Here is a 21,755-nt window from a genome sequence, read left to right as displayed (position 1 = left end):
CTAGGGCGACGCCGCGCCGCACGGGTGAGCGACACAGCCGGTTCATCCATGCGGAGTCGCTGTTGCGCCGCCGCAACACCACTCCCGCGCAATACGTCGACGAATTGCGCTCACCGCCACCGCAATACGTCGACGAATTGCGATCCGAGCCGGCGCGACACGTCGACGAATCGCGGCGGGGTTACGCGACCGGGGCCGGAGCCTTCGTCACGTCCTTGAGGAACTTGCGCGCCCAGTCGAGCAGTTCCTCGTCGCGCAACTGCGGGGCTCCCATACGGCCACCGGCGGCCCCCTCGGTCGGCAGCGGCTGCGACACCGTGCTGGTGACCGCCTTGTACATCGCCTTGGGGTACAGGCGCTTCAGCCGGACGAGCTGCGAGTCGGCGAGGTCCATCGGCGCGAACCGGATCGTGTTGCCCTGCGCCGACACCTCGGTGACACCCGCCGCGCGGCACGCCTGCCGGAACGACGCGACGGCCAGCAGCCTGCGTACCGGAGCCGGCGGCTGGCCGTACCGGTCGACCAGTTCGTCCCGCACGGCGTCGAGCGCCTCGTCCCCGTGCGCGGAGGCGATCTTGCGGTACGCCTCCAGCCGCAGCCGTTCACCCGGGACGTAGTCGTGCGGAATGTGGGCGTCCACCGGAAGATCGACGCGCACGTCCGCCTGCTGCTCCTCCAGCGCGGGCCCAGCACCGGCCTCGCGGCGGAAGTCGTCCACGGCCTCACCGACGAGGCGCACGTACAGGTCGAACCCGACGCCGGCGATGTGCCCGGACTGCTCGGCGCCGAGGATGTTGCCCGCGCCGCGGATCTCCAGGTCCTTCATCGCCACGGCCATGCCCGCACCGAGTTCGGTGTTCTGCGCGATCGTCGCGAGCCGGTCGTGCGCGGTCTCGGTGAGCGGAACCTCCGAGGGGTACAGGAAATACGCGTAACCACGGTCGCGGCCACGGCCGACCCGGCCACGGAGCTGGTGCAGTTGCGCGAGCCCGAGCAGGTCGCCACGTTCGACGATGAGCGTGTTGGCGTTGGAGATGTCCAGTCCCGTCTCGACGATCGTGGTGCACACGAGTACGTCGAACTCGTTCTCCCAGAAGCCTTCGATGATCTTCTCGAGCTTGTCCTCGTTCATCTGGCCGTGCGCGGTCACCACCCGCGCCTCCGGCACCAGCTCGCGCAGCCGTTTGGCCGCCTTCTCGATCGAGGAGACCCGGTTGTGGACGTAGAACACCTGTCCGTCACGCAACAGCTCCCGGCGGATCGCGGCGCCCACCTGTTTGTCGTCGTAGCCGCCGACGTAGGTGAGGATCGGGTGCCGGTCCTCCGGCGGGGTGAGGATCGTGGACATCTCACGGATCCCGGCCAGCGACATCTCCAGTGTCCGCGGGATCGGGGTCGCCGACATGGTCAGCACGTCGACGTGCGTCCGCAGCGACTTGATGTGCTCCTTGTGCTCGACACCGAAGCGCTGCTCCTCGTCGACGATCACCAGACCGAGGTCCTTGTACCGGATTCCGGTCTGCAGCAGGCGATGCGTGCCGATGACGATGTCCACCTCGCCCTCGGCGAGACCGGTGAACGTGGCGTCCACTTCGGACTTGTCGGAGAAGCGGGACAGGCCCTTGATGGTCACCGGGAACGACTGCATCCGCTCGATGAACGTCGACAGGTGCTGCTGCGCGAGCAGGGTCGTCGGGACGAGGACCACGACCTGCTTGCCGTCCTGCACCGCCTTGAACGCCGCGCGCACCGCGATCTCGGTCTTGCCGTAACCGACATCGCCACAGATGACCCGGTCCATCGGCACGCCGCGCTGCATGTCGGTCTTGACCTCGTCGATCGCGGCGAGCTGGTCGTTGGTCTCGACGAAGGGGAACGCGTCCTCGAGTTCGTTCTGCCACGGCGTGTCCGCGCCGAAGGCGTACCCGGGCGCGGCCTGCCGGGCAGCGTACAACTGCACCAGTTCGGCGGCGATCTCCTTGACCGCCTTCTTGGCCTTCGCCTTGGTGTTCTTCCAGTCCGAACCGCCCAGCTTGTTCAGTGTGGGCAACTCGCCGCCGACGTACCGGGAGACCTCGTCGAGCTGGTCGGTGGGCACGAACAGCCGGTCGCCGGGGTGGCCGCGCTTGGAGGACGCGTACTCGAGCAGCAGGTACTCGCGGGTCGCGCCACCGACCGTGCGCTGCACCATCTCCACGAAGCGGCCGATGCCGTGCTGGTCGTGCACCACGTAGTCGCCGGACTTCAGCGCGATCGGGTCGACCGCGTTTCGCCGCCGGGACGGCATCTTGGTGTTCAGGTCCTTTGTGGACCGTCCGGTGTTCGCGCCACGGCCGGTGAGGTCCGATTCGGACAGTACGACCAGCGCCTGCGCGTCCTGATCAGCGTCGCCGCGCGACACCGTTGAGGGCGGTGGCGAAAGACGGGCGGACGAGACGAAACCGTCGGAGATGCCACCGCAGGTGACGGTGACCAGGCCGGCGACGGGCGGCTCGGTGAGTCCGTCGGCCGCCAGGGTCGCGGGTACGTCCGCGGCGGAGAGCTGCTCCACCGCGCGGGCGGCGGTGCCGTGCCCGGCGACGACGATCACGGCGGCGCCACCGGCGGCGGTGTGCGCGCGCAGCTCGGCGGTGGCGCGGTCGAACTCGCCGCGATAGCCGGGCGCGGCCTCCACGGCGATCGGCAGCACGTCCTCGCGGTCGGCGGTGAGCTGCGAGAGCGTCCACCAGGAACGGCCGCTGCCGCTCGCGTGGTCGGCGATCTCGGCCAGGCCCCGGTAGGCGGAGGCGCCGAGGTCGATCGGCGCGCTGCCACCGGTCGCCGCGACGGTCCAGGACGCTTCCAGGAACTCCTGTCCGGTCCGCACCAGGTCGGCCGCGCGGGCCCGGATCTTCTCCGGGTCGGCGAGCAGCACGCAGGCACCCTCGGGCATCGCGTCGGTGAGCAGTTCCAGCTCGCCCGCGCACAGCACCGGGATGAGCGCTTCCATTCCCTCGCAAGGGATTCCGTCGGAGAGCTTGGTGAGCATCTCGGCGAGCTGGGCGTCCGCCTCGTGCGCCTTGGCCAGCTCCGCGGCCCGCTGCCGGACGTCGGCGGTCAGCAACAGCTCCCGGCAGGGCGGCGCGGTGACGGCGTCGATCTCGCCGGGCAGGGACCGCTGGTCGGACACCGCGAAGGTGCGGATCTCGCTGACCTCGTCGCCCCAGAACTCGATCCGGTGCGGGTGTTCGTCGGTGGGACCGAAGACGTCCAGGATGCCGCCGCGGACGGCGAACTCGCCGCGCTTCTCCACCATGTCGACGCGGGTGTAGGCGAGTTCGACGAGGCGTTCCAGCACCGACTCGAACTGGTTCTCCACGCCCACGCGCAGCTCGACCGGCGCCAGCGCACCCAGTCCCGGTGCCATCGGCTGGATCAGGCTGCGCACCGTGGACACCACGACGCGCAGGCCGCCGAGGTCCGGGGTGTGCAGCCGGTGCAGCACCTGCATCCGCCTGCCGACCGTGTCGGCCCGTGGGGACAGCCGCTCGTGCGGAAGCGTCTCCCAGGACGGGAAGTCGGCGACCGCGTCCTCGCCGAGCAGGTCGCGCAGCGCGGCTGCCAGCTCGTCGGACTCGCGGCCGGTGGCCGTCACGGCCAGCACCGGACGTCCGGCGCCGCCCTCCGCGGCGAGCGTGGCCACGACGAGTTGCCGGGCGGCGCTCGGTCCCTGCAGGTCGAGCAGTGGTGCCCCGGCACGTTCACGCACCACGCTCAAGGCGGGATCGGTCAGGATCACGGACAGCAGTCCGGACAGCGGAGCCTTGCGGACACCTTCGGCGTCGGTCACCGGAATGTTCCCCTCACGCATGCGGGCACACCCCTGCCCGGGACGAGAACGGGCAGCGGGCTCTCCACCCCAGCGTACGTCCCGGCGCGCCTGCCCCGCCCGCCGACCAGCGCCGGACCCGGGTGACCGGAAGCGGACGCACGAGCCCGCCCGGCGGGTGCCGAACTCGACACTGGTTGCCGTGGACAGCACAGAGGATCTGGTGGTCGAGGAACTTCGAGCCGCGCACCGGAAGATCGAGGCGGTCCGGGGGAGCGGGGAGTGCCCCGACGGCCTGGTGACCGCGACCGTCGACGGTCGCGGCGAGTTGCTCGCGCTGGACCTGGATCCCCGCATCTACCGCGAGCACGACACGCGGGCCCTCGGTGCGCGCATCCTCGCCGCCGTCGGCGAAGCCAATGCCGACGCTCGCCGTCAGGTCGCCGCCGTGGCCGACCTGATCAGACCACGCTGAAGCCGTCCGGAGGTCACCACGATGCCGATCGCCGAACCAGAGGGTTACCTGTGGAGCATGGTCAAGCCGCGCAGTGGCTGGCCGGAGACCGATGAGGACGCAGCACGCCGGCTGGCCGGAGGTTGGCAGGCGGGCCAGGCGGCATTCACGGCCGCGAGCGAGTTCAATCCCGCCCCGCTCGCCGCCGCCTGGCCCGATGCCGCCGGTGAGGGCTACCGCACCCGAATAGGCGAGGTGCTGGCGGAGGCGGACGGGACCGCGTCCGGCATGACGGAGCTCGTCGGCCGGGCCACCCACCTGGCCGACGCCGTGACGCACGCGAAGACGTCGATCCGCACCCTGCTGACCACCGGTCAGGAGTTGTACGACACCACTTCCCTGTTGCCGCTGCGGATCGCGATCGTTCACCGGCTGGCCGACGAGGTGAACGACGTTCTCGCCCGGACCGCGGCCCAGGTCGCCGCGCGGAGCGATCTGCCCGGCCCGCTACCGCATCCTCCTCACGACTACGGATCGGGCCCGTTCGCCTCCGATCCGTTCACGATCGACCAGAAACTGCAGGAGTTGCTCTACGACGAGCTCGCCGCGGCGGCACACCCGTTTGCGCCGGACGGGGCCGAACACCTCGCGCACTACTTCGACGGCACCGGCACCCCGATGGACGTCAACCCGGACGACATCATCCATGACGTCCCGGAACTGGGTACCGCGATCGAAGGGCAGCTCGACCAGCAGCTTCGGGAGGTCGCCGCACAGGCCGCCACCGACAACGACTACGGCAGGCCGATCCCCTTCACCTCGCAATGGACGCAGGAGCCGTTCAACATCACCCCGCAGCACGACCGGAACTGGCACCTGGCGATCGGCAACGTCCATCACTCGGTGACCGGGGTGGCCACCGTGCATCCGCCCATCACTCCAGGCGCCGCACCGCAGGTCGAGGTGACCTACCAGACCCACGTCTACGACCGGTACAACTGGGACGCCTCCGACCCCGGCAAAATCGTCGAACTGGGCGGCATCGGTGTCCCCGGCACCGGGGACACCACCCTGGCCCAGTTCCACCGCGCGGGAACGGCCCAGGAATACGACACCGTCGGTTCCTCGGCGCCCCGCACCGAGACGAGGGAGATCCGATGACAGCCGGCGGATTCGCCGAAATCGACCCCGACGCCGCCGAACCGGTGTTCGCGGCGCTGGAGACCACCGGGACCACACTGGCGAACGACTGGCAGAACGCCCGGGCCGGCATCGCGGCCGACGAAGGCGGGATCGGCGGCGACGAGATCGCCCGGTCGTTCCGAACCCACTACGCCCCGGCACGCGAGGCCTCGTACCGGACGGCCGACGAAATGCCCCGGGCCTTCCAGAGCCTGGTCGATGCCGGCCGGGCGAGCGCGCGGGACTACATCACGGCCGACGCACGCGGGACGGACGCGCTCCGGCACATGCCGCCGGGCCGGGGCCCAAGGTAGGGGCCGGAGGTATTTCGATGACGAGGAACCGTCCCGACTACAACTTCCTGGCGATCGCGTTCGGCGGGATCGTGTTCGTACTCGGCCTGACGCTGGTGTCCGGGGCGGCTCCGGAAGCTGATCGCGAGGGGCCGGTGTACTGCGGCGACAGGGAAATGCGGCCCGGCGGCGTCTGTACGACCTTCGGCCGCGGTGTCGAGACCTCGTCCAGGGACTACGGAACGATGGCCGTGGAGCAGCTCCAGGGGCACGGCTGGGTGGTGTGGCTGCTGTGTCTCGGCGTCCTGACAAGCCTTGGCGCGGCGCTCGTCACCGGGCTCTACATCCACTACGTACGGTCGCTCGCGGGCAGGAACTCGTAGCCGCCGAAGCGGCGGGACGAACGTCCCGAGAGCGTTTCGTACGGCGAGCGCACACCGATACGGACACACTGGACACATGCGCGTGTTCGGAATCGCCCTCGCCGCTCTGACCCTGCTGACGGTCGCCTGCACTCCCGCCGAGGGGGGTGCCAACCCCGCGACCGGCGCGAAGACCACCTCCGCGGCCCCGGCCGGGGCCGCGCTGAAGGTCGAGGAGGTGGCGGGCGGGCTGGAACACGGCTGGGACATGGGCTTCCTGCCGGACGGCCAGGTGCTGGTCACCCAGCGCCCCGGCAGGCTGGCGCTGATCGGCGGCACCGCGCCCGGCTCCCCGGTCACCGAGGTCGCCGCCGACTTCTCCGACGTGCTCGCCGACGGCGAGGGCGGCCTGATGGGCATGGTGCTGCACCCCGACTTCGAGCAGTCGCGAAAGTTCGTCACCTGTCAGACGCACCAGCAGAACGACGAGGCGGTGGACGTTCGGCTGGTCACCTGGACGCTCGCCGCCGACGGCCGCAGCGCCACCCGGGCGGGCGACCTGCTCACCGGGTTGCCGATCAACTCCAGCGGCAGGCACTCCGGCTGCCGCCCGACGATCGCCCCCGACGGCGCGCTGCTCGTCGGCACCGGGGACACCGCGTCCGATCCGACGATCTCGCAGGACCGCAACAGCCTCGGCGGCAAGCTGCTGCGGATCGACCTGAACACCGGCGAGGGGCTGCCGGACAACCCGTTCGCGTCCTCGCCGAACCCGGTGGAGCGCCGCGTCTACACCTACGGCAACCGCAACATCCAGGGTGTCGCGATCCGGCCCGGGTCCGATCAGGTCTTCCTCGCCGAGCACGGGCCGACCGTAAACGACGAGGTCAACCTGGTCCGGCCCGGCGGGAACTACGGCTGGGATCCCTCCCGGGGCGGTACCGAGGACTCCTACGACGAGAGCGTCCCGATGACGGACCTGGAACGCTTCCCCAACGCGGTGCCGGCGCAGTGGACCTCCGGGGACATCACCGAGGCGATCTGCGGCGCGGCGTTCCTCTCCGGGCCGCAGTGGGGCGCCCTCGACGGCAAGCTGGCCGTCGTCGCGCTGAAGGGCCAGAAGATGCTGTTGTTCAGCCTCGACGAGGCGGGCGCGGTCGTCGAGGTCGTGTTGCCGCCGGAGTTCGACGACACCTACGGCAGGCTGCGCACCGCCCGGACCGGGCCGGACGGTGCGCTGTACGTGACCACGTCCGAGGGCGACGACGACAAGCTGCTGCGCTTCACCCAGGGCTGAGCCTCAGAGGCCGCGGTGGGCACCGCCGTTGACGTGCAGCACCTGCCCGGTGACGTGGCCGGCGCCCTGACTCGCCAGAAACGCGACGGTGGCGGCGATGTCGTCCGGGGTCCCCGCACGCCCGGTCAGGGCCGCCGCCTCCAGCAGCCGCCTCCGCTCGGCGGATAGCTGCCCACGGAAGAACTCGGTGTCCACGACGAGGCCCGGCGATACGACGTTCGCGGTGATTCCGCGTGGTCCGAGGTCGCTCGCCAGCTGCGTGTTCCACGCCTCCATGGCCGCCTTCGCCGCACCGTAGGAACCGGCGCCGGCGCGGGCGGCGATGGAGCCGATGTTCACCACACGCGCATCGTCGGTCAGCCGATCGCGCAGCGCGGCCGTGACCAGGACGGCGCTGAGCAGGTTGGCGTCGAGGTTGGCCCGCCAGCCGGCCGCGAGGGCGTCCAGGTCGCCGTCGGCGGGGGCGTCGGCGCCGATGTCGGTGTTCCCGCCCGCGTTGTTCACCAGCACGTCCACCCGCTCCGGCAGTGAGGGCAGCGCGGCGCGGACGGCCGCGGGATCGGCCGCGTCGAACGGCACCGGGATCGCGCCGAGAAGGGTGCCCGCTTCGGCGAGCACGTCCTCGCGGCGTCCGGTGATCGTCACCGTGTCGCCGTCCCGCGCGAACCTGGCCGCGACCGCGTAACCGATGCCGGTGCCGCCGCCGGTCACGACGACGTTTCTCCCGTTGCCCATCACTTCGTCCTTTACCGTTGACCTTCTCCCGAGCGTTCTTCTCCCGGCAGTCTTTTACTGCTAAAGTACCTCTGTGGCCGAGCGTACTCACGAATCCGAAACAGCGTCAACCGACGTCGTCGACGCCATTCAGGACGCCTGGATACGGGAGCGTCCCGGCACACCGGTGTCGTCGATCGGTGTCATCACGCGCATCTGGCGCATCGCGAAACTGCTCGATGAGGACCGGCGCGAGACGATGCTGCGGCTCGGCATGGACGCGGCGACCCGCGACCTGCTGAGCACCCTGCGCCGGGCGGGCCCGCCCTACCGGGTGCCCGCCGGCGAGCTGGCCAGGCGCGGCCTGGTCAGCCCCGGCGCGATCTCGCAGCGCGTCGCCCGAGCGGAGCGGGACGGCCTGGTGCGGCGGGCCCGTTCCGCCGACGACGGGCGGGGCGTGCTCGTCGAGCTCACCGACACGGGGCACGCACTGATCGAACGGACCGTGGACGAGCTGCTCACGCACGAGGAGACGCTGCTGGCGAGCCTGGCCCCCGAGCAGAGCGAGCAGCTGTCCGATCTCCTGCGCATCCTGCTCGCCGACCTCTCCGCCCGAGCCGACCACACGCCCTGACCCCGCAATACGTCGACATATTGCGAAGCCCCGGATCGCAATATGTCGACGTATTGCGGGCTGCCCAAGCGCAATTCGTCGACGTATTGCGGCGACCTGTGGACAACCGGGGGGATGTGGACAACCTGGGGGCACGTACCGGCGGGACGCGGTGTTCTGTCGGCCGCGAAGCACACCGTTGCGGGATGACCACAGACACGCTTTCGTCATTCACGTCGACCCACGGCACTTTCCGCGGCTCGCACGCGCTCGGAGAAGGCTTCCTGACCAGACATCGGCTACGGTCGCCGCTCTACACCCAGCTTTTCCACGACGTGTACGTCGAGTCATGGCGCACACTCACACACAAGATTCGCTGCGCGGGCGCGGCCTGGCTGGCACCGGAAACGGCGACGCTGACCGGTGCCTCCGCCGCGGCCGTCTACGGCTTCGACTTCGCCGCCACCCACGACCCGGTCGAGTTCGTCGTACCCGAGGACAGCAGGTTCACCGCGAAACGCGGCATGCACATCACCCGGACCACGCTCGGTCCGGCGGACGGCGTGCCGTGGCATGAAATACAACTGGCCACGCCCCTGCGGATGACCCTCGATCTGCTGTGCAACCGAAAGCTACGGCGATCATTGCCACGCACGGTGGGACAACTCGACACGCTGCTGGGTCACGAGTTCGTCCGTGTCGAGGACGTCGACTCGGTCCTGCGTCATCGCCGCGATCGCGGCATCGTCCGCGCCCGTGTAGCGCTGTCGCACGCCGATCAGCGGGCGGAGTCGATCCGCGAATCGGAGCTGCGTGTGTGGCTTCGGTTGCACGACCTGCATCCCGAGGTCCAGTGGAACGTCTACGACCGGAACCACAACTTCCTCGGGCGCCTCGACCTTGCGTTTCCCAAGCACAAGCTGGCCGTGGAGTACGACGGCAGATGGCACGAGTCACCGGAGCAGACGGCGAAGGATCAGTACCGGCGCCGGCGTATGCGAGCAGCGGGGTGGCGCTTCGTCGTCGTCACCAACGATGAGCTGTCCGGCGACCCGGGCGCGATCGTGGCGGCTGTGCGAGCGGCGCTCGCGTCCAGCACCTGACCGCAATATGTCGACGAATTGCGGAGATCGGGACCGCAATATGTCGACGTATTGCGGTCGGCTGCAGCGCAATACGTCGACATATTGCGGTCTGGGGGTGCCGCCGTGCGGGCCGACGGGCGTGGGATCAGGTCGGGGTGAGGCGGGGCTTGTGGTCGAGGTGGGAAAGGCCGTTCCAGGCGAGGTTGACCAGGTGCGCGGCGACCTCGTCGCGCTTGGGCTTGCGGGCGTCCAGCCACCACTGACCGGTCAGCGCGACCATGCCGACGAGCGCCTGGGCGTAGAGCGCCGACAGCTTCTCGTCGTAACCGCGGGCGGCGAACTGCTGGCCGAGGATGTGCTCGACCTGACTGGCGATGTCGTTGAGCAAGGTGGAGAAGGTGCCGGTCGAACTGGCGACCGGCGAGTCGCGGACGAGGATGCGGAACCCGTCGTGCGACTCCTCGACGTAGCTGAGCAGCGCGACGGCGGCCTGTTCGAGCATCACCCTGGGGTGCCCGCCGTGCAGCGTGGAGACCATGTGGTCGAGCAGCAACTGGGTCTCCCGGTCGACCACGACCGCGTAGATCCCTTCCTTGCCACCGAAATGCTCGTAGACGACCGGCTTCGACACCTTCGCCCGGTGCGCGATCTCCTCGACCGACGCGCCCTCGAAACCCTTCTCCGCGAACAACTCCCGCGCCACGTCCAGCAGTTGCTGCCTGCGCTCCGTGCCGGTCATCCGCACGCGGGGCACGGCGGCGGCGGGCCGGGCGCCGACGGTGCCTGCCGCCGGGTCGCGCTTCGCTCGCCTTCTCGCCGCCACGTCCGCAGCCTAGCCGCTCCCCCTCCCGGGGGTACCGGGCAACGCCGCCGGACGGACCCGAACGGACGCGGGGGCGTGGCGGAAATTCCGCCACGCCCCCGCGAAAGACCGTTGGAGGTGCTACTTCGACTCGACTGCCAGTCGGTCGAGCCGCTGCGGTGTCGGCCAGCGGACGCTGTGCGCCCAGCCGAACTTCTCGAACATCCAGATCATCCGCGCGGAAATGTCGATCTGACCGCGCTGCACGCCGTGCCGCGCCGACGTGGGGTCGGCGTGGTGCAGGTTGTGCCAGGACTCGCCGAAGGAGAAGATCGCCAGCGGCCAGAAGTTCGCCGACTTGTCGCGGGCCGCGAACGGGCGCTCGCCGATCATGTGGCAGATCGAGTTGACCGACCAGGTGACGTGGTGCAGCACGCAGACGCGCACCAGACCTGCCCAGAAGAACGCCGTCACCGCGCCCCAGAGCGACCAGGAGATCAGGCCGCCGAGGATCGCGGGCAGCAGGAGCGTGGCAAGGGTGAGCCAGCCGAAGTTCTTGTTGACGCTGACGATCGCCTTGTCGCGCAACAGATCCGGGGCGAACCGCTCGGCGTTGCTCTGGTCGCGTTCGAACAGCCAGCCCATGTGCGAGTGCCAGAATCCCTTGGCGACCGCCAGTGGGGTGTTGCCGAACGCCCACGGCGAGTGCGGGTCGCCCTCGCGGTCGGAGAAGGCGTGGTGCCTGCGGTGGTCGGCGACCCAGGTGATCACCGGCCCCTGCACGGCCATGCTGCCCGCGATCGCCAGTAGCACCCGCAGCCACGGCTTCGCCTTGAACGAGCCGTGCGTGAAGTAGCGGTGGAAGGCGACGGTGATGCCGAGCCCGGAGAAGGCGTAGAACGCCACGAACAGGCCGACGTCGATCCAGGTGAGCCCCCATCCCCAGGCGAACGGGACGGCCACCAGCAGGGCCAGCAGCGGAGCGATGACGCCCGCGTACACGGAGATCTGGATCCCCATCGAGCGCTTCCCGACGAGGACGGGCTTGGGGCCCTTCGCGGACGGCGGCTCTCCGGAGGCCGGGGAACGGTCGAGTGTTGCGGTCACGGGCGTTCACTTCTTCCGTACGGGACCTACGAAGGGTCGCCTTACCTACGTTGCCGTAAGTTACGGTACAGGAGGTTTCGCGGCGTGTGGAGGTCCATCAGGGAGGGATTCGTCGCACCCGAGGGCCCGGCTTGGTCGTGCCGGGACCGCTCCACGCCAGGTCACACCGGCGTGGCAGGATCGACGAGCGCACGATCCGGGTAGCCGCGCTGCCGATCCTCGGGTGTGGCTATCCTGACCAGGCACGATCCGCCGTAGTGTAATTGGCAGCACTTCAGATTTTGGTTCTGACAGTTCAGGTTCGAACCCTGGCGGCGGAGCGCGTGCGACCAGGGCCGAGAGGACGGAAAGCCACTGCGCGACGAGGTGATGGAGCCGAGGGAGCCCAGCAGGCCGATGCTCGTGGAGATGTCGGACACCTGGCTGATGGGGCGCGCGCGCGAGCTGATGGCCGCGATCCAGCGGACGTCCCGGGCGGAACAGCTCGACCTCCTGGACCGCGTCGACGAACTGCTCACCGAGTCCCAGCGCCGCGGCGAACCCTTCCTGGTTGCCCAGCTCCTGCGCTACGCCGGGCTGGCCAAACTGGTCGTCAGCGGATACGCGGCCGAGGCCGAACCCCTGCTCGACGAGCTCCTCGCGCACACCCGCAGGCACGGCCTGCTCATCCTGCGCGCGGACGCGCACGCGCTGCGCGGCCGGCGGATGGTGCTGGCGGGCCAGGAGGACGCGGCCCTCACCGAGATCGCCGGGGCGCTGGCCATCCTGGACGACGCGGCCTCGGCGCCGGACACGCAGATGGGCGGACTGCGCAACCGCAGCAAGCTGCTCTCGGCGACGCTGGTCGACTGCTGGGTGGTGCTGCACCAGCTCGGCCTCTACGAGGCGGCCGAGGAGGTCATCACCCGAGCGCACCAGGCGATCCGGGACAGCGCCGGGCCGCACGAGATCACCCTGCAGCTACTCAACCGGATCAAGATGATGCTCGCCTGGGGCCTGCGCCTGGAACGGGCCGGGGAGTACGAGACCGCGGCGGAGAAGTTCCGCACCGCCGCCTCGATGGCCATCGCCGTCGAGGCCCCCTTCACCGAATCGCTGTTCCCGCGCCGGGCCGGGGTGCCCGCCGTCGACCAGGTGGGCCTGCTGGCGGCCGCGCTCGCGCTCGCCGCTCCGGGTGGCGTGCACATCGAACGGCTGGTGCCCCTGCAGGACGAGCCGGGTTTCCCGCCGAGCCAGATCCTGGTCGCCATCGCGCTCGCCCGGTGCCTGAGCCGGGAGGGACGCGACGACGAGGCGATCGACGTGCTGCTGCGGATCCAGCAGACCCGGCCCGAGGAACACGCCCAGCCCGCGATGCGGCTGATCCTGGTGCGCGAGCTCGCCCGGCTGGCCAACGGCGCCGGCATGCCGCCCGACCCGCCACCGAAGTGCCCGAACGGCCTGCTCGCCAGTTACGCGAGCACGCTGGAGAACGAGCTGTGGGCATTGCGCGAGTCGCAGATCGCCTCGCTGCACACCCGGCGCGAGCACGCCCGGCTCTCCGCCGAGCACGGCGCGATCACCAAACAAGCCCTGCACGATCCACTCACCGGCCTGCCGAACCGGCGCGCCCTGGACGAGCGGCTGCGCACCCTGGCCACCTCGACGGGCGCCCAGCCGCTGGCGGTCGCGCTGATCGACCTCGACGGCTTCAAGGGCGTCAACGACCTGCACTCGCACGCGGACGGGGACGACGTGCTGCGCGTGGTCGCCAGCACGCTGCGCGACACGCTGCGCGGGGACGACATCGTCGCCCGGTACGGCGGCGACGAGTTCGTGGTGCTGCTGCCGGGAGCGCCGGTGTCCGCGGCCACCCAGGCGCTCGGCCGGTCGGTCAGTGCGGTGGCCGCGCTGCCGCACCACCTCTCGCACGGTGTGACCTTGTCGGTGGGCCTCGTCTCGCTCCGCCCGCAGGAACGTGCCGACGAGGTGCTCTCCCGCGCCGACGCCGCCATGTACCAGGCCAAACGCCGAGGTGGGAACCAGGTTTCACCGGTCGGTGGCGCTCCGCAGGCCGCCGGCGAGGAGCCGGCCACAACCGACCCCACGTGGGGCATCGGCGACCACACGTAGCATCCTGGCCCGGTACCAGCCGCATGGAGAATTTTGGAGTGCCGTGACCGGCCAGTTGAGTACGTTGATCCTCGCCGCGGGCGAGGGCACCCGGATGCGCTCGAAGCTGCCGAAGGTGCTGCATCCGATCGCGGGCAGGCCGTTGGTGGAACACGCGGTGCGGGCCGCCGCGGGCCTGGATCCGGCGAACCTGGTGGTGGTGGTCGGCCACGGCCGCGAGGCCGTCGAGGAGCACCTGCTGCACCTCGGCAAGGCGCTGGACCGGCCCGTCTCGACGGCCGTGCAGGAAACGCAGAACGGAACCGGGCACGCGGTCGGCTGCGCGCTCGGCGCACTGGAGGCGGATGTCTCCGGCACGGTGCTGGTCAGCTACGGCGACGTCCCGATGCTGGACACGGACACCCTGGCCGCGCTGCTCGCCGAGCACGAGCGCGGCGGTAACGCGGCGACGGTGCTGACCTCCGTCGTCGAGGACTCCACCGGTTACGGCCGCATCCTGCGCGACGAGGCGGGCGAGGTGCTCGGCATCGTCGAACAGAAGGACGCCGACGCGGAGCAGCTCGCGATCCGTGAGATCAACTCCGGGGTGTACGCCTTCGACGCCGCCGTCCTCACCGACGGCCTTTCCCGGCTCTCCACCGACAACGCCCAGGGCGAGCTGTACCTGACCGACGTGCTGGGCATCGCCCGCGGCGACGGCAGGCGGGTCGGCGCCCTCGTGGTCGACGACCCGTGGCTGACCGAGGGCATCAACGACCGGGTGCAGCTCGCCACGGTCGGCGCGGAACTGAACCGGCGGATCGTCCGGCGCTGGCAGCGCGAGGGTGTGACGGTGACGGATCCGGCGAGCACCTGGATCGACGCGGGCGTCACGCTCGCGCGGGACGTGGTGCTGGAGCCGGGCGTGCAGCTCCGCGGTGAGACCTCCGTCGCAGAGGACGTCACGATCGGACCGGACTCCACTCTCACCGACGTGACGATCGAAACGGGGGCCAGCGTCGTGCGCACGCACGGCTCCGGCTCGGTGATCGGCGCGAACGCGACCATCGGCCCCTTCTCCTACCTGCGCCCGGGCACGAAGCTGGGCGCGGGCGGCAAGATCGGCACCTTCGTCGAGACGAAGAAGGCGGACATCGGCGCGGGAACCAAGGTCCCGCACCTGACCTACGTCGGCGACGCGACGATCGGCGAGCAGAGCAACATCGGCGCCTCCAGTGTCTTCGTGAACTACGACGGGATCACCAAGCACCACACCACGATCGGTTCCCACGTGCGCACCGGCTCGGACAACATGTTCGTCGCGCCGGTGACCATCGGCGACGGCGCCTACACCGGCGCCGGAACCGTGGTACGACGGAACGTGCCGCCGGGCGCCCTTGGCGTTTCCGGTGGGCCACAACGGAATATCGAGGACTGGGTCACCAAGCGCAGGCCAGGTACCCCCGCGGCTGAGGCAGCCCTCGCCGCGCAGCAGCAGGACGAACCGACTCAGGAGTCGTGACCAATGAGCCCCAAGTCAGGCACGCCGAAGAAGAACCTGATGCTCTTCTCCGGCCGCGCGCACCCGGAGCTGGCTGACGAGGTCGCCAAGAACCTCAACGTGACGGTCACCCCGCAGACCGCGCACAACTTCGCCAACGGCGAGATCTTCGTGCGGTTCCAGGAGTCCGTACGCGGTTGCGACGCCTTCGTGATCCAGAGCCACCCCGCTCCGATCAACGAGTGGATCATGGAGCAGCTCATCATGGTGGACGCGCTCAAGCGCGCCAGCGCGAAGCGCATCACCGTGGTCGTGCCGTTCTATCCGTACGCGCGGCAGGACAAGAAGCACAAGGGCCGCGAGCCGATCTCGGCCCGGCTGATCGCCGACATGTTCAAGACCGCGGGTGCCGACCGGATCATGACCGTCGACCTGCACACCGCGCAGATCCAGGGCTTCTTCGACGGCCCGGTGGACCACCTGCTCGCGCAGAACGTGCTCGCCGACCACATCCGGGACAACTACTCCACGGACAACATTACCGTCGTCTCCCCCGACTCGGGCCGCGTCCGCCTGGCGGAGAAGTGGGCCCAGCGCCTCGGTGACCGGCCGATCGCGTTCATCCACAAGACGCGCGACCCGGACAAGCCCAACCAGGCTGTCGCCAACCGCGTCGTCGGCAAGGTCAACGGCCAGCTCTGTGTGCTGATCGACGACATGATCGACACCGGCGGCACCATCGTGAAGGCCACCGAGGCGCTTCTCGAGGAGGGGGCGTCCGACGTGGTCATCGCCTCCACCCACGGCATCCTGTCCGACCCGGCCACCGAGCGACTGTCGGCGTGCAAGGCGCGTGAGGTCATCTTCACCAACACGCTGCCGATCCCGGAGGAGAAGCGGTTCCCGAACATGACCGTGCTGTCGATCGCGCCGCTGCTGGCCCGCGCGATCCAGGCGGTGTTCGAGGACGGCTCGGTCACCAGCCTGTTCGACGGCAACGCCTGAGCGTTCCGGCGACCCCCGCGAGGCGGGCTCCCGTTGTCGGGGCCCGCCTCGCGGTCGTCCCGGGGGCGCACGCCGAGAGCGAACTCCGCTGACGCGGCAACCGTTGCCCGGATAGCGTCACCGGCAGACGAGACGGCGGAGGTGCGTGTGCGGGAGTTCCGGTTCGGCGTCAGCATGCGAGCGATCGGCGAGCGCGCCGAGTGGGTGGCGAAGTGCCGCCGGGCGGAGGAACTCGGCTACGACGTGATCACCGTGCCGGACCATCTGGGCGGGCCCGCACCGCTGCCCGCACTCGCGGTGGCGGCGGCCGTCACCGAGCACGTGCGGGTCGGTTCACTGGTGCTCAACGTGCCGTTCTACAACCCGGCGCTGCTCGCCCGCGACATCGTCAGCACCGCGCGGCTCACCGGCGACCGGCTGGATCTGGGGCTGGGCGCGGGCCACATGAAGGCGGAGTTCGACGAGGCGGGGCTGCCGTGGCTGCCCGCCGCCGGGCGGGTGCGCAGGCTGGAGGCCACGCTCGGCGAACTCCGCGACCGGATCGGCGCGGAGACCGCCATGCCACCGATCCTGCTCGCCGGGCACGGCGACGGAACACTCGGACTGGCCGCGGACCACGCCGACATCGCCGGGTTCTCCGGCCTGCGGCACGCGCCCGGCCACTCGCCGGGCACGTTCCTGCTGGCCGGCGCCGAGGAGATGGACGAGCGGGTGGCCTTCTTCCGCGAGCGCGCGGGTGCCCGGGCCCAGCACGTCGAACTGAACATGCTCGTCCAGCACGTGGCCGTCACCGGTGATCGGCGCGAAGCCGCGGCACGCTGGAAAGCCCTTCTGCCGCAACGGATCCTGGACGTCGACGAGCTGCTGGAAGCGCCCCAGCTCCTGCTCGGCGAACGCGCACTGCTGGCCGAGCAGCTGCTCGCCAGGCGGGAGCGGTACGGCTTCTCCTACGTCACGGTCTTCGAGCCGTATCTGGAGGAGTTCGCTCCCGTCCTGGCGGAGCTGAAGGGCCGCTGACCTCAGTACGCGACGGTGAACCGCTGCCGGTGGTGCGCCGGCCGCTCGATCTCGTCCACGAAGGCGGTGGCGAAGTCCTCGCCGCCGATCGCGGAGACGCCCTCCTCGTCGCTCAGCAACACCTCGCCGCCGACCCGGTAAGTTCCGCGGCGTCGGCCCGGCGTGTGCGCACCGAACCCCGCCGCCGGGCTGAGATAGAACCAGTCTGCCGCGGAACCGTTGGCACGCAAGGCATCCAGCACCTCGGAGTGACTTCCGGCCTCCAGCTTGAACGCTTCGGGGAACTCCGGCGTGTCGATCAGCTTCGGCCCGTCCGCACTCGTGCGCAGGCTGCCCGCCCCGCCGACGACACCGAGGCGCGCGTCCTGCGCGGCCGCCGCGGCGACCAGAACGGGCACCGCGTCGAGCAGTGTCGCACCGTCCAGCGGCCTGCCCGGGATCGCGCAGACGAGCACGTCCGCTCCTACGGCCGTCTCGCGCACGAACGCCTCGTCGTGCAGGGAACCCTGGCGGACCGTCACCCCCGGCCCGCCGGCGAGCGCCGTGGTGTCCCTGGCGACGGCCACCACCTCGTGCCCGCGCCGCAGCGCCTCCTCCCGGATCCGGGTCCCGGCGTACCCCGTCGCCCCGAACAGCACCAGTCTCGCCATCGTCGTCGCTCCCTGCTCCCGGCCGCGTGGGTCGCGGTCCCGTGAAGCCGACGGTAACCATTGGTAATCAAGCACTTCAACGTGCTATAGATACCTTGTGGTTACCGAACAGGTCAGCGAATGGTTTCGTGGTGACATCACCGATCCGAACTGTCCGACCCGGCTCGTCCTGGATCGCATCGGCGACAAGTGGACGGTGCTCGTGGTGCACCTGCTGCGGGACGGGCCGCTGCGGTTCGGCGAGCTGCGCGAGGGTGTCGGCGGCGTCGCGGCCAAGGTGCTCACCCAGACCCTGCGCGCGCTGGAACGCGACGGGCTGCTGGTGCGCACCGTGTACCCGCAGATTCCGCCGAAGGTCACCTACGAACTGACCACGCTCGGCCACTCCCTGCGCGAACCGATCCAGGCCGTGCGCGACTGGGCCGAGAGCCACGTGCACGAGATCGTCACCGCCCGCGGCGAGCACGCCACCCGCACCGGGTAACCGTCACCGTCAGCCCGCGAGGTCGGCCAGCACCGAACGGCGCAACTCCTCCACGTCGCCACCGGAGATGCCCTGCCCGGTCACCGTCGGAACGGAGAGCACCTGGTACCGCGCCGTGCGCGCGGGTACCTGGAACCGGACCTCGCAGGACACCGGGACCACGGCGTTCGGCGCGGCCATCGCCTCCGCCGTGCAGGTCTGCTCGCCGAGTCCGTCGGCCGACACCTTGGCCCGCAGCACGATCCGTACCGATCCGGTGCTGTCCGAGCCGACGGTGTTGCCCGCCTGCACCGTCGTCGTACAGGAACCGTTCGGTGCGCACTCGACCTTGTTGTCATTGGGAAACGCCGAGACCGACGCCGCCGAGTCGACGGACTGGACCAGAGCGGGCAGCTCGGCCTCGAACTCCGCGCGCACGGCCGTCAGTGTGTCGGCGGCCGGGGTCTCCAGCCGCAGTTCGCCCGCACCGGAGGCGCCCAGCAGCGCGCCGGACACCCGGGTGAGGGTGCTCGGGGCGGCCGCGGTGACGGCGAAGCCGCCGCCGGGAGTGTCGACGGCGAACACCTCGGTGCCGTTCTCGACCCCGCGCACCGGCTCGGCGAGAACGTCCCGGCGTCCGGCCGCCGCGCGCAGCGTCCGCTCCAGTTCCGGCGGGGCCAGCGCGGACGGCGGCAACGGCAGCTCCGCGGGATCAGCCCCGGTCCAGTGCCCGCCGTAGGCGGCCGGATCGCCGGAACCGTTGGCGGCCCAGAACTCCACCGGCGCCGACACGAACGTCCGTCCACTCGCGACAGCCAGCCGCACGGTGTGGCCCGCCATCGGCAGCGCACCGAACAGCGTCCCGTTCTTCCCCGCGGTAAGCGCGAGCGCGGCCCCGTCCTGACCGGTGCCGCGGTAGGTGAGCGCACCGGCGGCACCGAGCGTCCGCAGGGCCTCGTCGATCGCCCGCCGCTCGTCCGCCTGGGCGTTCGCCCGCCGCAGCCCGTCCTCGCTCGGTCCGCTCTCCCCGTCCACCAGCACCTGACAGCCACTGAGCAGTGCGCAGCCGATGACCACGATCGCCGCGACACCCCTCGGCCCGCCCATGCGCCACCCCGCTCGACCGGCTCACTCGACCCGGCCGGGCGAGCGCCGTTGTGACGTGGCGTACGCACACCCGGTTCCCGGTTCGGCGCACCCGCCTCGGTCGCATTCGCCGCGCCTGCTCTACACTGTTCAGGTTGTCTCGGCGAGGCGGGCTCCACGCGCACATGGTGCCCGGCGTGATCGACGCGGCGGCTTGAGCAGCCACCCCGTCGTGCACGTTTTGTGGAACTCGCCGCCGAGAGGCCGGAAGCCCGAGAACTTCGGGCCGGCACACAGCATCGGAACGCACAGCACCATCGAAGCCACAGCACCATTGCCTGAGATCCCCACCGCAAGGAGAGCAGCACCGTGTCCGAGGTACGTCTGTCCGTCGAGCCGCGCACCGAGTTCGGCAAGGGCGCAGCGCGCCGCACCCGTCGCTCCGGCAAGATCCCCGCGGTGCTCTACGGCCATGGCTCGGACCCGCGTCACCTGGCGCTGCCCGCCCTGGAGTTCGCCCGCGTCGTCCGGGAGAACGGCCAGAACGCCGTCCTCACCCTGGACGTCGAGGCCGGTGGCAACAAGGGCACCGAGCTGGCCCTGACCAAGACCATCACCGTGCACCCGCTGCGCAACTACATCGAGCACGTCGACCTGCTCGTGGTGAAGAAGGGCGAGAAGGTCACCGTCGACGTGCCCCTCGTCCTCACCGGCGACCCGGCCCCCGGCACCCTGGTCACCCAGGACCTGGACACCGTCTCCATCGAGGTCGAGGCGCTGCACATTCCGGAGCAGTTCGAGGTCTCGATCGCCGACGCACAGCCCGGTACGCAGGTCTTCGCCTCGCAGGTGCAGATCCCCGCGGGCGCCGAGCTGCTGACCGACCCCGAGTACCTGGTCGTCGCCGTCAACGAGGCGCCGTCCGAGGCCTCGATGGAGGCCGACGTCGACGCCGAGGGTGCCGGTGTCGTCGAGGACGCGCCGGAGACCGAGGACGCCGCTGCCACCGAGCAGCCCGCCGAGGACTCCGAGTAGGAGAAACCTCCGGTGGAAGACTCCTCTTCCCCCGATGTCCCCGGAGCCGGCGAGCAGATTCTGCTCGCCGGCCTCGGCAATCCCGGGCCCCGGTACGAGGGCAACCGGCACAACATCGGGTTCCTCGTGCTCGACGAACTCGCCGCCCGGATCGGCGGCCGGTTCAAGTCGCACAAGGGCGGCGCGGACGTGCTGGAGGGCAGGCTCGCCGGCCGCAAGGTCGCGCTGACCAAGCCCCGGTCGTTCATGAACCTCTCCGGCAGCGCCGTCGTCGGCACAGCCAGGTTCTACAAGATCCCGCACTCCGGGGTCGTCGTCGTCCACGACGAACTCGATCTTCCTTACGGCGCACTGAAACTGAAGCTCGGCGGTGGCGACAACGGCCACAACGGGCTGCGCTCGATCACCAAGTCGCTGGGCACCAAGGAGTACTACCGGGTGCGCTTCGGCGTGGGCAGGCCGCCCGGCCGGATGGACCCCGCCGACTACGTCCTCAAGGACTTCTCCACGACCGAACGCAAGGAACTGGCGTTCGAGATCGACCGTTGCGCCGACGCCGTGGAGTCGCTCGTCGCGCACGGTCTGGCCGCCGCTCAGAACGCCTTCCACGCCGGCTGACCGTCCCCGGTGGTGCCCGTGCGTCCGCTCGTGCGCGAACGCGATCGGTGACCGGCCACTCACCCATTGGCGTTGACATCACGCCCCTGTTCGAGTCGATCCACGTCCCAGCTCTTGGCGGCGACGCTCGCGACCGCGTAGGACGGAATGCGGACCGGGCCCGGAGACCAGGGAGAACGTGTGATGTCGCTGTCCGCCGAAGACGTCTACGACGTCGAGTTCCGTAACGCGCCGATCGGCAGGCGCGGGTATGCCCGTGATCAGGTCGACGAATTCCTCGACCGGATCGCCGGAACGCTCCGGGGCGAGGACGACCTGACGCCCGCGGAGGTGCACCACGTCATCTTCGGCAGGCCGATGATCGGCAAGCGCGGTTACGACGAGCGCGAGGTCGACGAGTTCCTCGATCGCGTCGAGGACGAACTGGTGCACCTCACCGGCGCCGTCGCCCCGGGTGTGCCCTGCGCCCGCGAACACGACCAGGCCACCACGGCCGCCACCCGGCAGGACGCCACCGGCCGCTCGACCGCCACATCGTCATATCCCCGCTGATCCACCCCGACGGAGATTGC

At 70.3% G+C, this 21,755-nt stretch carries 21 protein-coding genes and 1 tRNA gene; 16 read left to right on the top strand and 6 right to left on the bottom strand.

All coding sequences use genetic code 11. From position 1 onward, the window contains the following. Positions 1-181: 181 nt before the first annotated feature. A complete protein-coding gene (gene mfd / locus CFN78_RS08360; RefSeq protein ID WP_165777487.1) occupies positions 182-3,850 on the bottom strand; it encodes a transcription-repair coupling factor in 3,669 nt (1,222 codons plus the stop codon). A gap of 160 nt (positions 3,851-4,010) precedes the next feature. On the opposite strand from mfd, the gene CFN78_RS29090 reads away from it, so the two are divergent. The 5 genes from CFN78_RS29090 (at position 4,011) to CFN78_RS08335 (ending at position 7,396) form a co-directional block, all read left to right on the top strand. Beyond that, positions 4,011-4,283 (top strand): YbaB/EbfC family nucleoid-associated protein, encoded by a 273-nt coding sequence (locus CFN78_RS29090; RefSeq protein WP_165777486.1) that lies wholly within the window; start codon positions 4,011-4,013, stop codon positions 4,281-4,283. 21 nt (positions 4,284-4,304) lie between these two features. Beyond that, positions 4,305-5,423 carry a WXG100-like domain-containing protein gene (locus CFN78_RS08350; protein WP_094862058.1) on the top strand — a complete coding sequence of 373 codons (1,119 nt, stop codon included), beginning with the start codon at positions 4,305-4,307 and terminating at the stop codon, positions 5,421-5,423. Continuing rightward, the gene (locus tag CFN78_RS08345) at positions 5,420-5,758 is read left to right on the top strand and encodes a hypothetical protein (protein WP_094862057.1); all 339 of its coding nucleotides are present in this window, start codon (positions 5,420-5,422) and stop codon (positions 5,756-5,758) included. The genes CFN78_RS08350 and CFN78_RS08345 overlap by 4 nt, the downstream gene beginning before the upstream one ends. Before the next feature lie 17 nt (positions 5,759-5,775). Continuing rightward, the gene (locus CFN78_RS08340) at positions 5,776-6,120 is read left to right on the top strand and encodes a hypothetical protein (RefSeq protein ID WP_094862056.1); all 345 of its coding nucleotides are present in this window, start codon (positions 5,776-5,778) and stop codon (positions 6,118-6,120) included. Between the two features lie 76 nt (positions 6,121-6,196). Continuing rightward, positions 6,197-7,396, top strand: coding sequence for a PQQ-dependent sugar dehydrogenase (locus CFN78_RS08335; RefSeq protein ID WP_094862055.1), 1,200 nt, complete (start codon positions 6,197-6,199; stop codon positions 7,394-7,396). Positions 7,397-7,399: 3 nt separating this feature from the next. Here the strand turns inward: CFN78_RS08335 and CFN78_RS08330 are convergent, their stop codons facing one another. Beyond that, on the bottom strand, positions 7,400-8,131 hold the full coding sequence (locus CFN78_RS08330; RefSeq protein ID WP_094862054.1) for an SDR family NAD(P)-dependent oxidoreductase: 732 nt from the start codon (positions 8,129-8,131) through the stop codon (positions 7,400-7,402). Positions 8,132-8,204: 73 nt separating this feature from the next. Here CFN78_RS08330 and CFN78_RS08325 point away from each other — a divergent pair, with 73 nt between their 5' ends. Then, positions 8,205-8,744, top strand: coding sequence for a MarR family winged helix-turn-helix transcriptional regulator (locus CFN78_RS08325; protein WP_094862053.1), 540 nt, complete (start codon positions 8,205-8,207; stop codon positions 8,742-8,744). A 20-nt stretch (positions 8,745-8,764) separates the two neighbouring features. Next, a complete protein-coding gene (locus CFN78_RS08320) occupies positions 8,765-9,826 on the top strand; it encodes an endonuclease domain-containing protein (RefSeq protein WP_240519336.1) in 1,062 nt (353 codons plus the stop codon). 127 nt (positions 9,827-9,953) lie between these two features. Here the strand turns inward: CFN78_RS08320 and CFN78_RS08315 are convergent, their stop codons facing one another. Beyond that, positions 9,954-10,547 (bottom strand): TetR/AcrR family transcriptional regulator, encoded by a 594-nt coding sequence (locus tag CFN78_RS08315; protein ID WP_133116315.1) that lies wholly within the window; start codon positions 10,545-10,547, stop codon positions 9,954-9,956. A 204-nt stretch (positions 10,548-10,751) separates the two neighbouring features. After that, entirely contained in the window at positions 10,752-11,717 is a 966-nt protein-coding gene (locus tag CFN78_RS08310) for an acyl-CoA desaturase (protein ID WP_094862051.1), read from the bottom strand. Positions 11,718-11,965: 248 nt separating this feature from the next. On the opposite strand from CFN78_RS08310, the gene CFN78_RS08305 reads away from it, so the two are divergent. From CFN78_RS08305 to CFN78_RS08285, 5 genes are all read left to right on the top strand, one after another. Continuing rightward, positions 11,966-12,037: transfer RNA gene (locus CFN78_RS08305), tRNA-Gln, on the top strand. A 49-nt stretch (positions 12,038-12,086) separates the two neighbouring features. Next, positions 12,087-13,829 carry a GGDEF domain-containing protein gene (locus CFN78_RS08300; RefSeq protein ID WP_240519335.1) on the top strand — a complete coding sequence of 581 codons (1,743 nt, stop codon included), beginning with the start codon at positions 12,087-12,089 and terminating at the stop codon, positions 13,827-13,829. Between the two features lie 43 nt (positions 13,830-13,872). After that, positions 13,873-15,330, top strand: a complete 1,458-nt coding sequence (gene glmU / locus CFN78_RS08295; protein WP_094862050.1) for a bifunctional UDP-N-acetylglucosamine diphosphorylase/glucosamine-1-phosphate N-acetyltransferase GlmU — start codon at positions 13,873-13,875, stop codon at positions 15,328-15,330. 3 nt (positions 15,331-15,333) lie between these two features. After that, entirely contained in the window at positions 15,334-16,314 is a 981-nt protein-coding gene (locus CFN78_RS08290; RefSeq protein WP_094862049.1) for a ribose-phosphate diphosphokinase, read from the top strand. A 147-nt stretch (positions 16,315-16,461) separates the two neighbouring features. Beyond that, on the top strand, positions 16,462-17,331 hold the full coding sequence (locus CFN78_RS08285; protein WP_094862296.1) for a TIGR03621 family F420-dependent LLM class oxidoreductase: 870 nt from the start codon (positions 16,462-16,464) through the stop codon (positions 17,329-17,331). 2 nt (positions 17,332-17,333) lie between these two features. Here CFN78_RS08285 and CFN78_RS08280 read toward each other — a convergent pair whose 3' ends face one another. Beyond that, positions 17,334-17,981 (bottom strand): NAD(P)-dependent oxidoreductase, encoded by a 648-nt coding sequence (locus tag CFN78_RS08280; RefSeq protein ID WP_094862048.1) that lies wholly within the window; start codon positions 17,979-17,981, stop codon positions 17,334-17,336. 97 nt (positions 17,982-18,078) lie between these two features. On the opposite strand from CFN78_RS08280, the gene CFN78_RS08275 reads away from it, so the two are divergent. After that, positions 18,079-18,465: a winged helix-turn-helix transcriptional regulator gene (locus tag CFN78_RS08275; RefSeq protein WP_094862047.1), complete on the top strand. Its 387-nt coding sequence runs from the start codon at positions 18,079-18,081 to the stop codon at positions 18,463-18,465. Between the two features lie 9 nt (positions 18,466-18,474). Here CFN78_RS08275 and CFN78_RS08270 read toward each other — a convergent pair whose 3' ends face one another. Beyond that, positions 18,475-19,551 carry a hypothetical protein gene (locus tag CFN78_RS08270; protein WP_094862046.1) on the bottom strand — a complete coding sequence of 359 codons (1,077 nt, stop codon included), beginning with the start codon at positions 19,549-19,551 and terminating at the stop codon, positions 18,475-18,477. Between the two features lie 348 nt (positions 19,552-19,899). Between CFN78_RS08270 and CFN78_RS08265 the strand changes: the two genes are divergently transcribed. From CFN78_RS08265 to CFN78_RS08255, 3 genes are all read left to right on the top strand, one after another. Next, positions 19,900-20,565, top strand: coding sequence for a 50S ribosomal protein L25/general stress protein Ctc (locus CFN78_RS08265; RefSeq protein ID WP_094862045.1), 666 nt, complete (start codon positions 19,900-19,902; stop codon positions 20,563-20,565). Between the two features lie 12 nt (positions 20,566-20,577). Beyond that, positions 20,578-21,183 carry an aminoacyl-tRNA hydrolase gene (gene pth, locus CFN78_RS08260; protein WP_094862044.1) on the top strand — a complete coding sequence of 202 codons (606 nt, stop codon included), beginning with the start codon at positions 20,578-20,580 and terminating at the stop codon, positions 21,181-21,183. Between the two features lie 183 nt (positions 21,184-21,366). Beyond that, complete coding sequence (locus CFN78_RS08255) at positions 21,367-21,735, top strand: DivIVA domain-containing protein (protein WP_094862043.1); 369 nt, start codon at positions 21,367-21,369, stop codon at positions 21,733-21,735. Positions 21,736-21,755: the final 20 nt, after the last annotated feature.

It is taken from the genome of Amycolatopsis antarctica, assembly GCF_002262875.1.
Lineage (GTDB): Bacteria > Actinomycetota > Actinomycetes > Mycobacteriales > Pseudonocardiaceae > Amycolatopsis > Amycolatopsis antarctica.
Note: the sequence above shows the minus strand (reverse complement) of the source record. Positions and strands in the feature narration are given on the sequence as shown.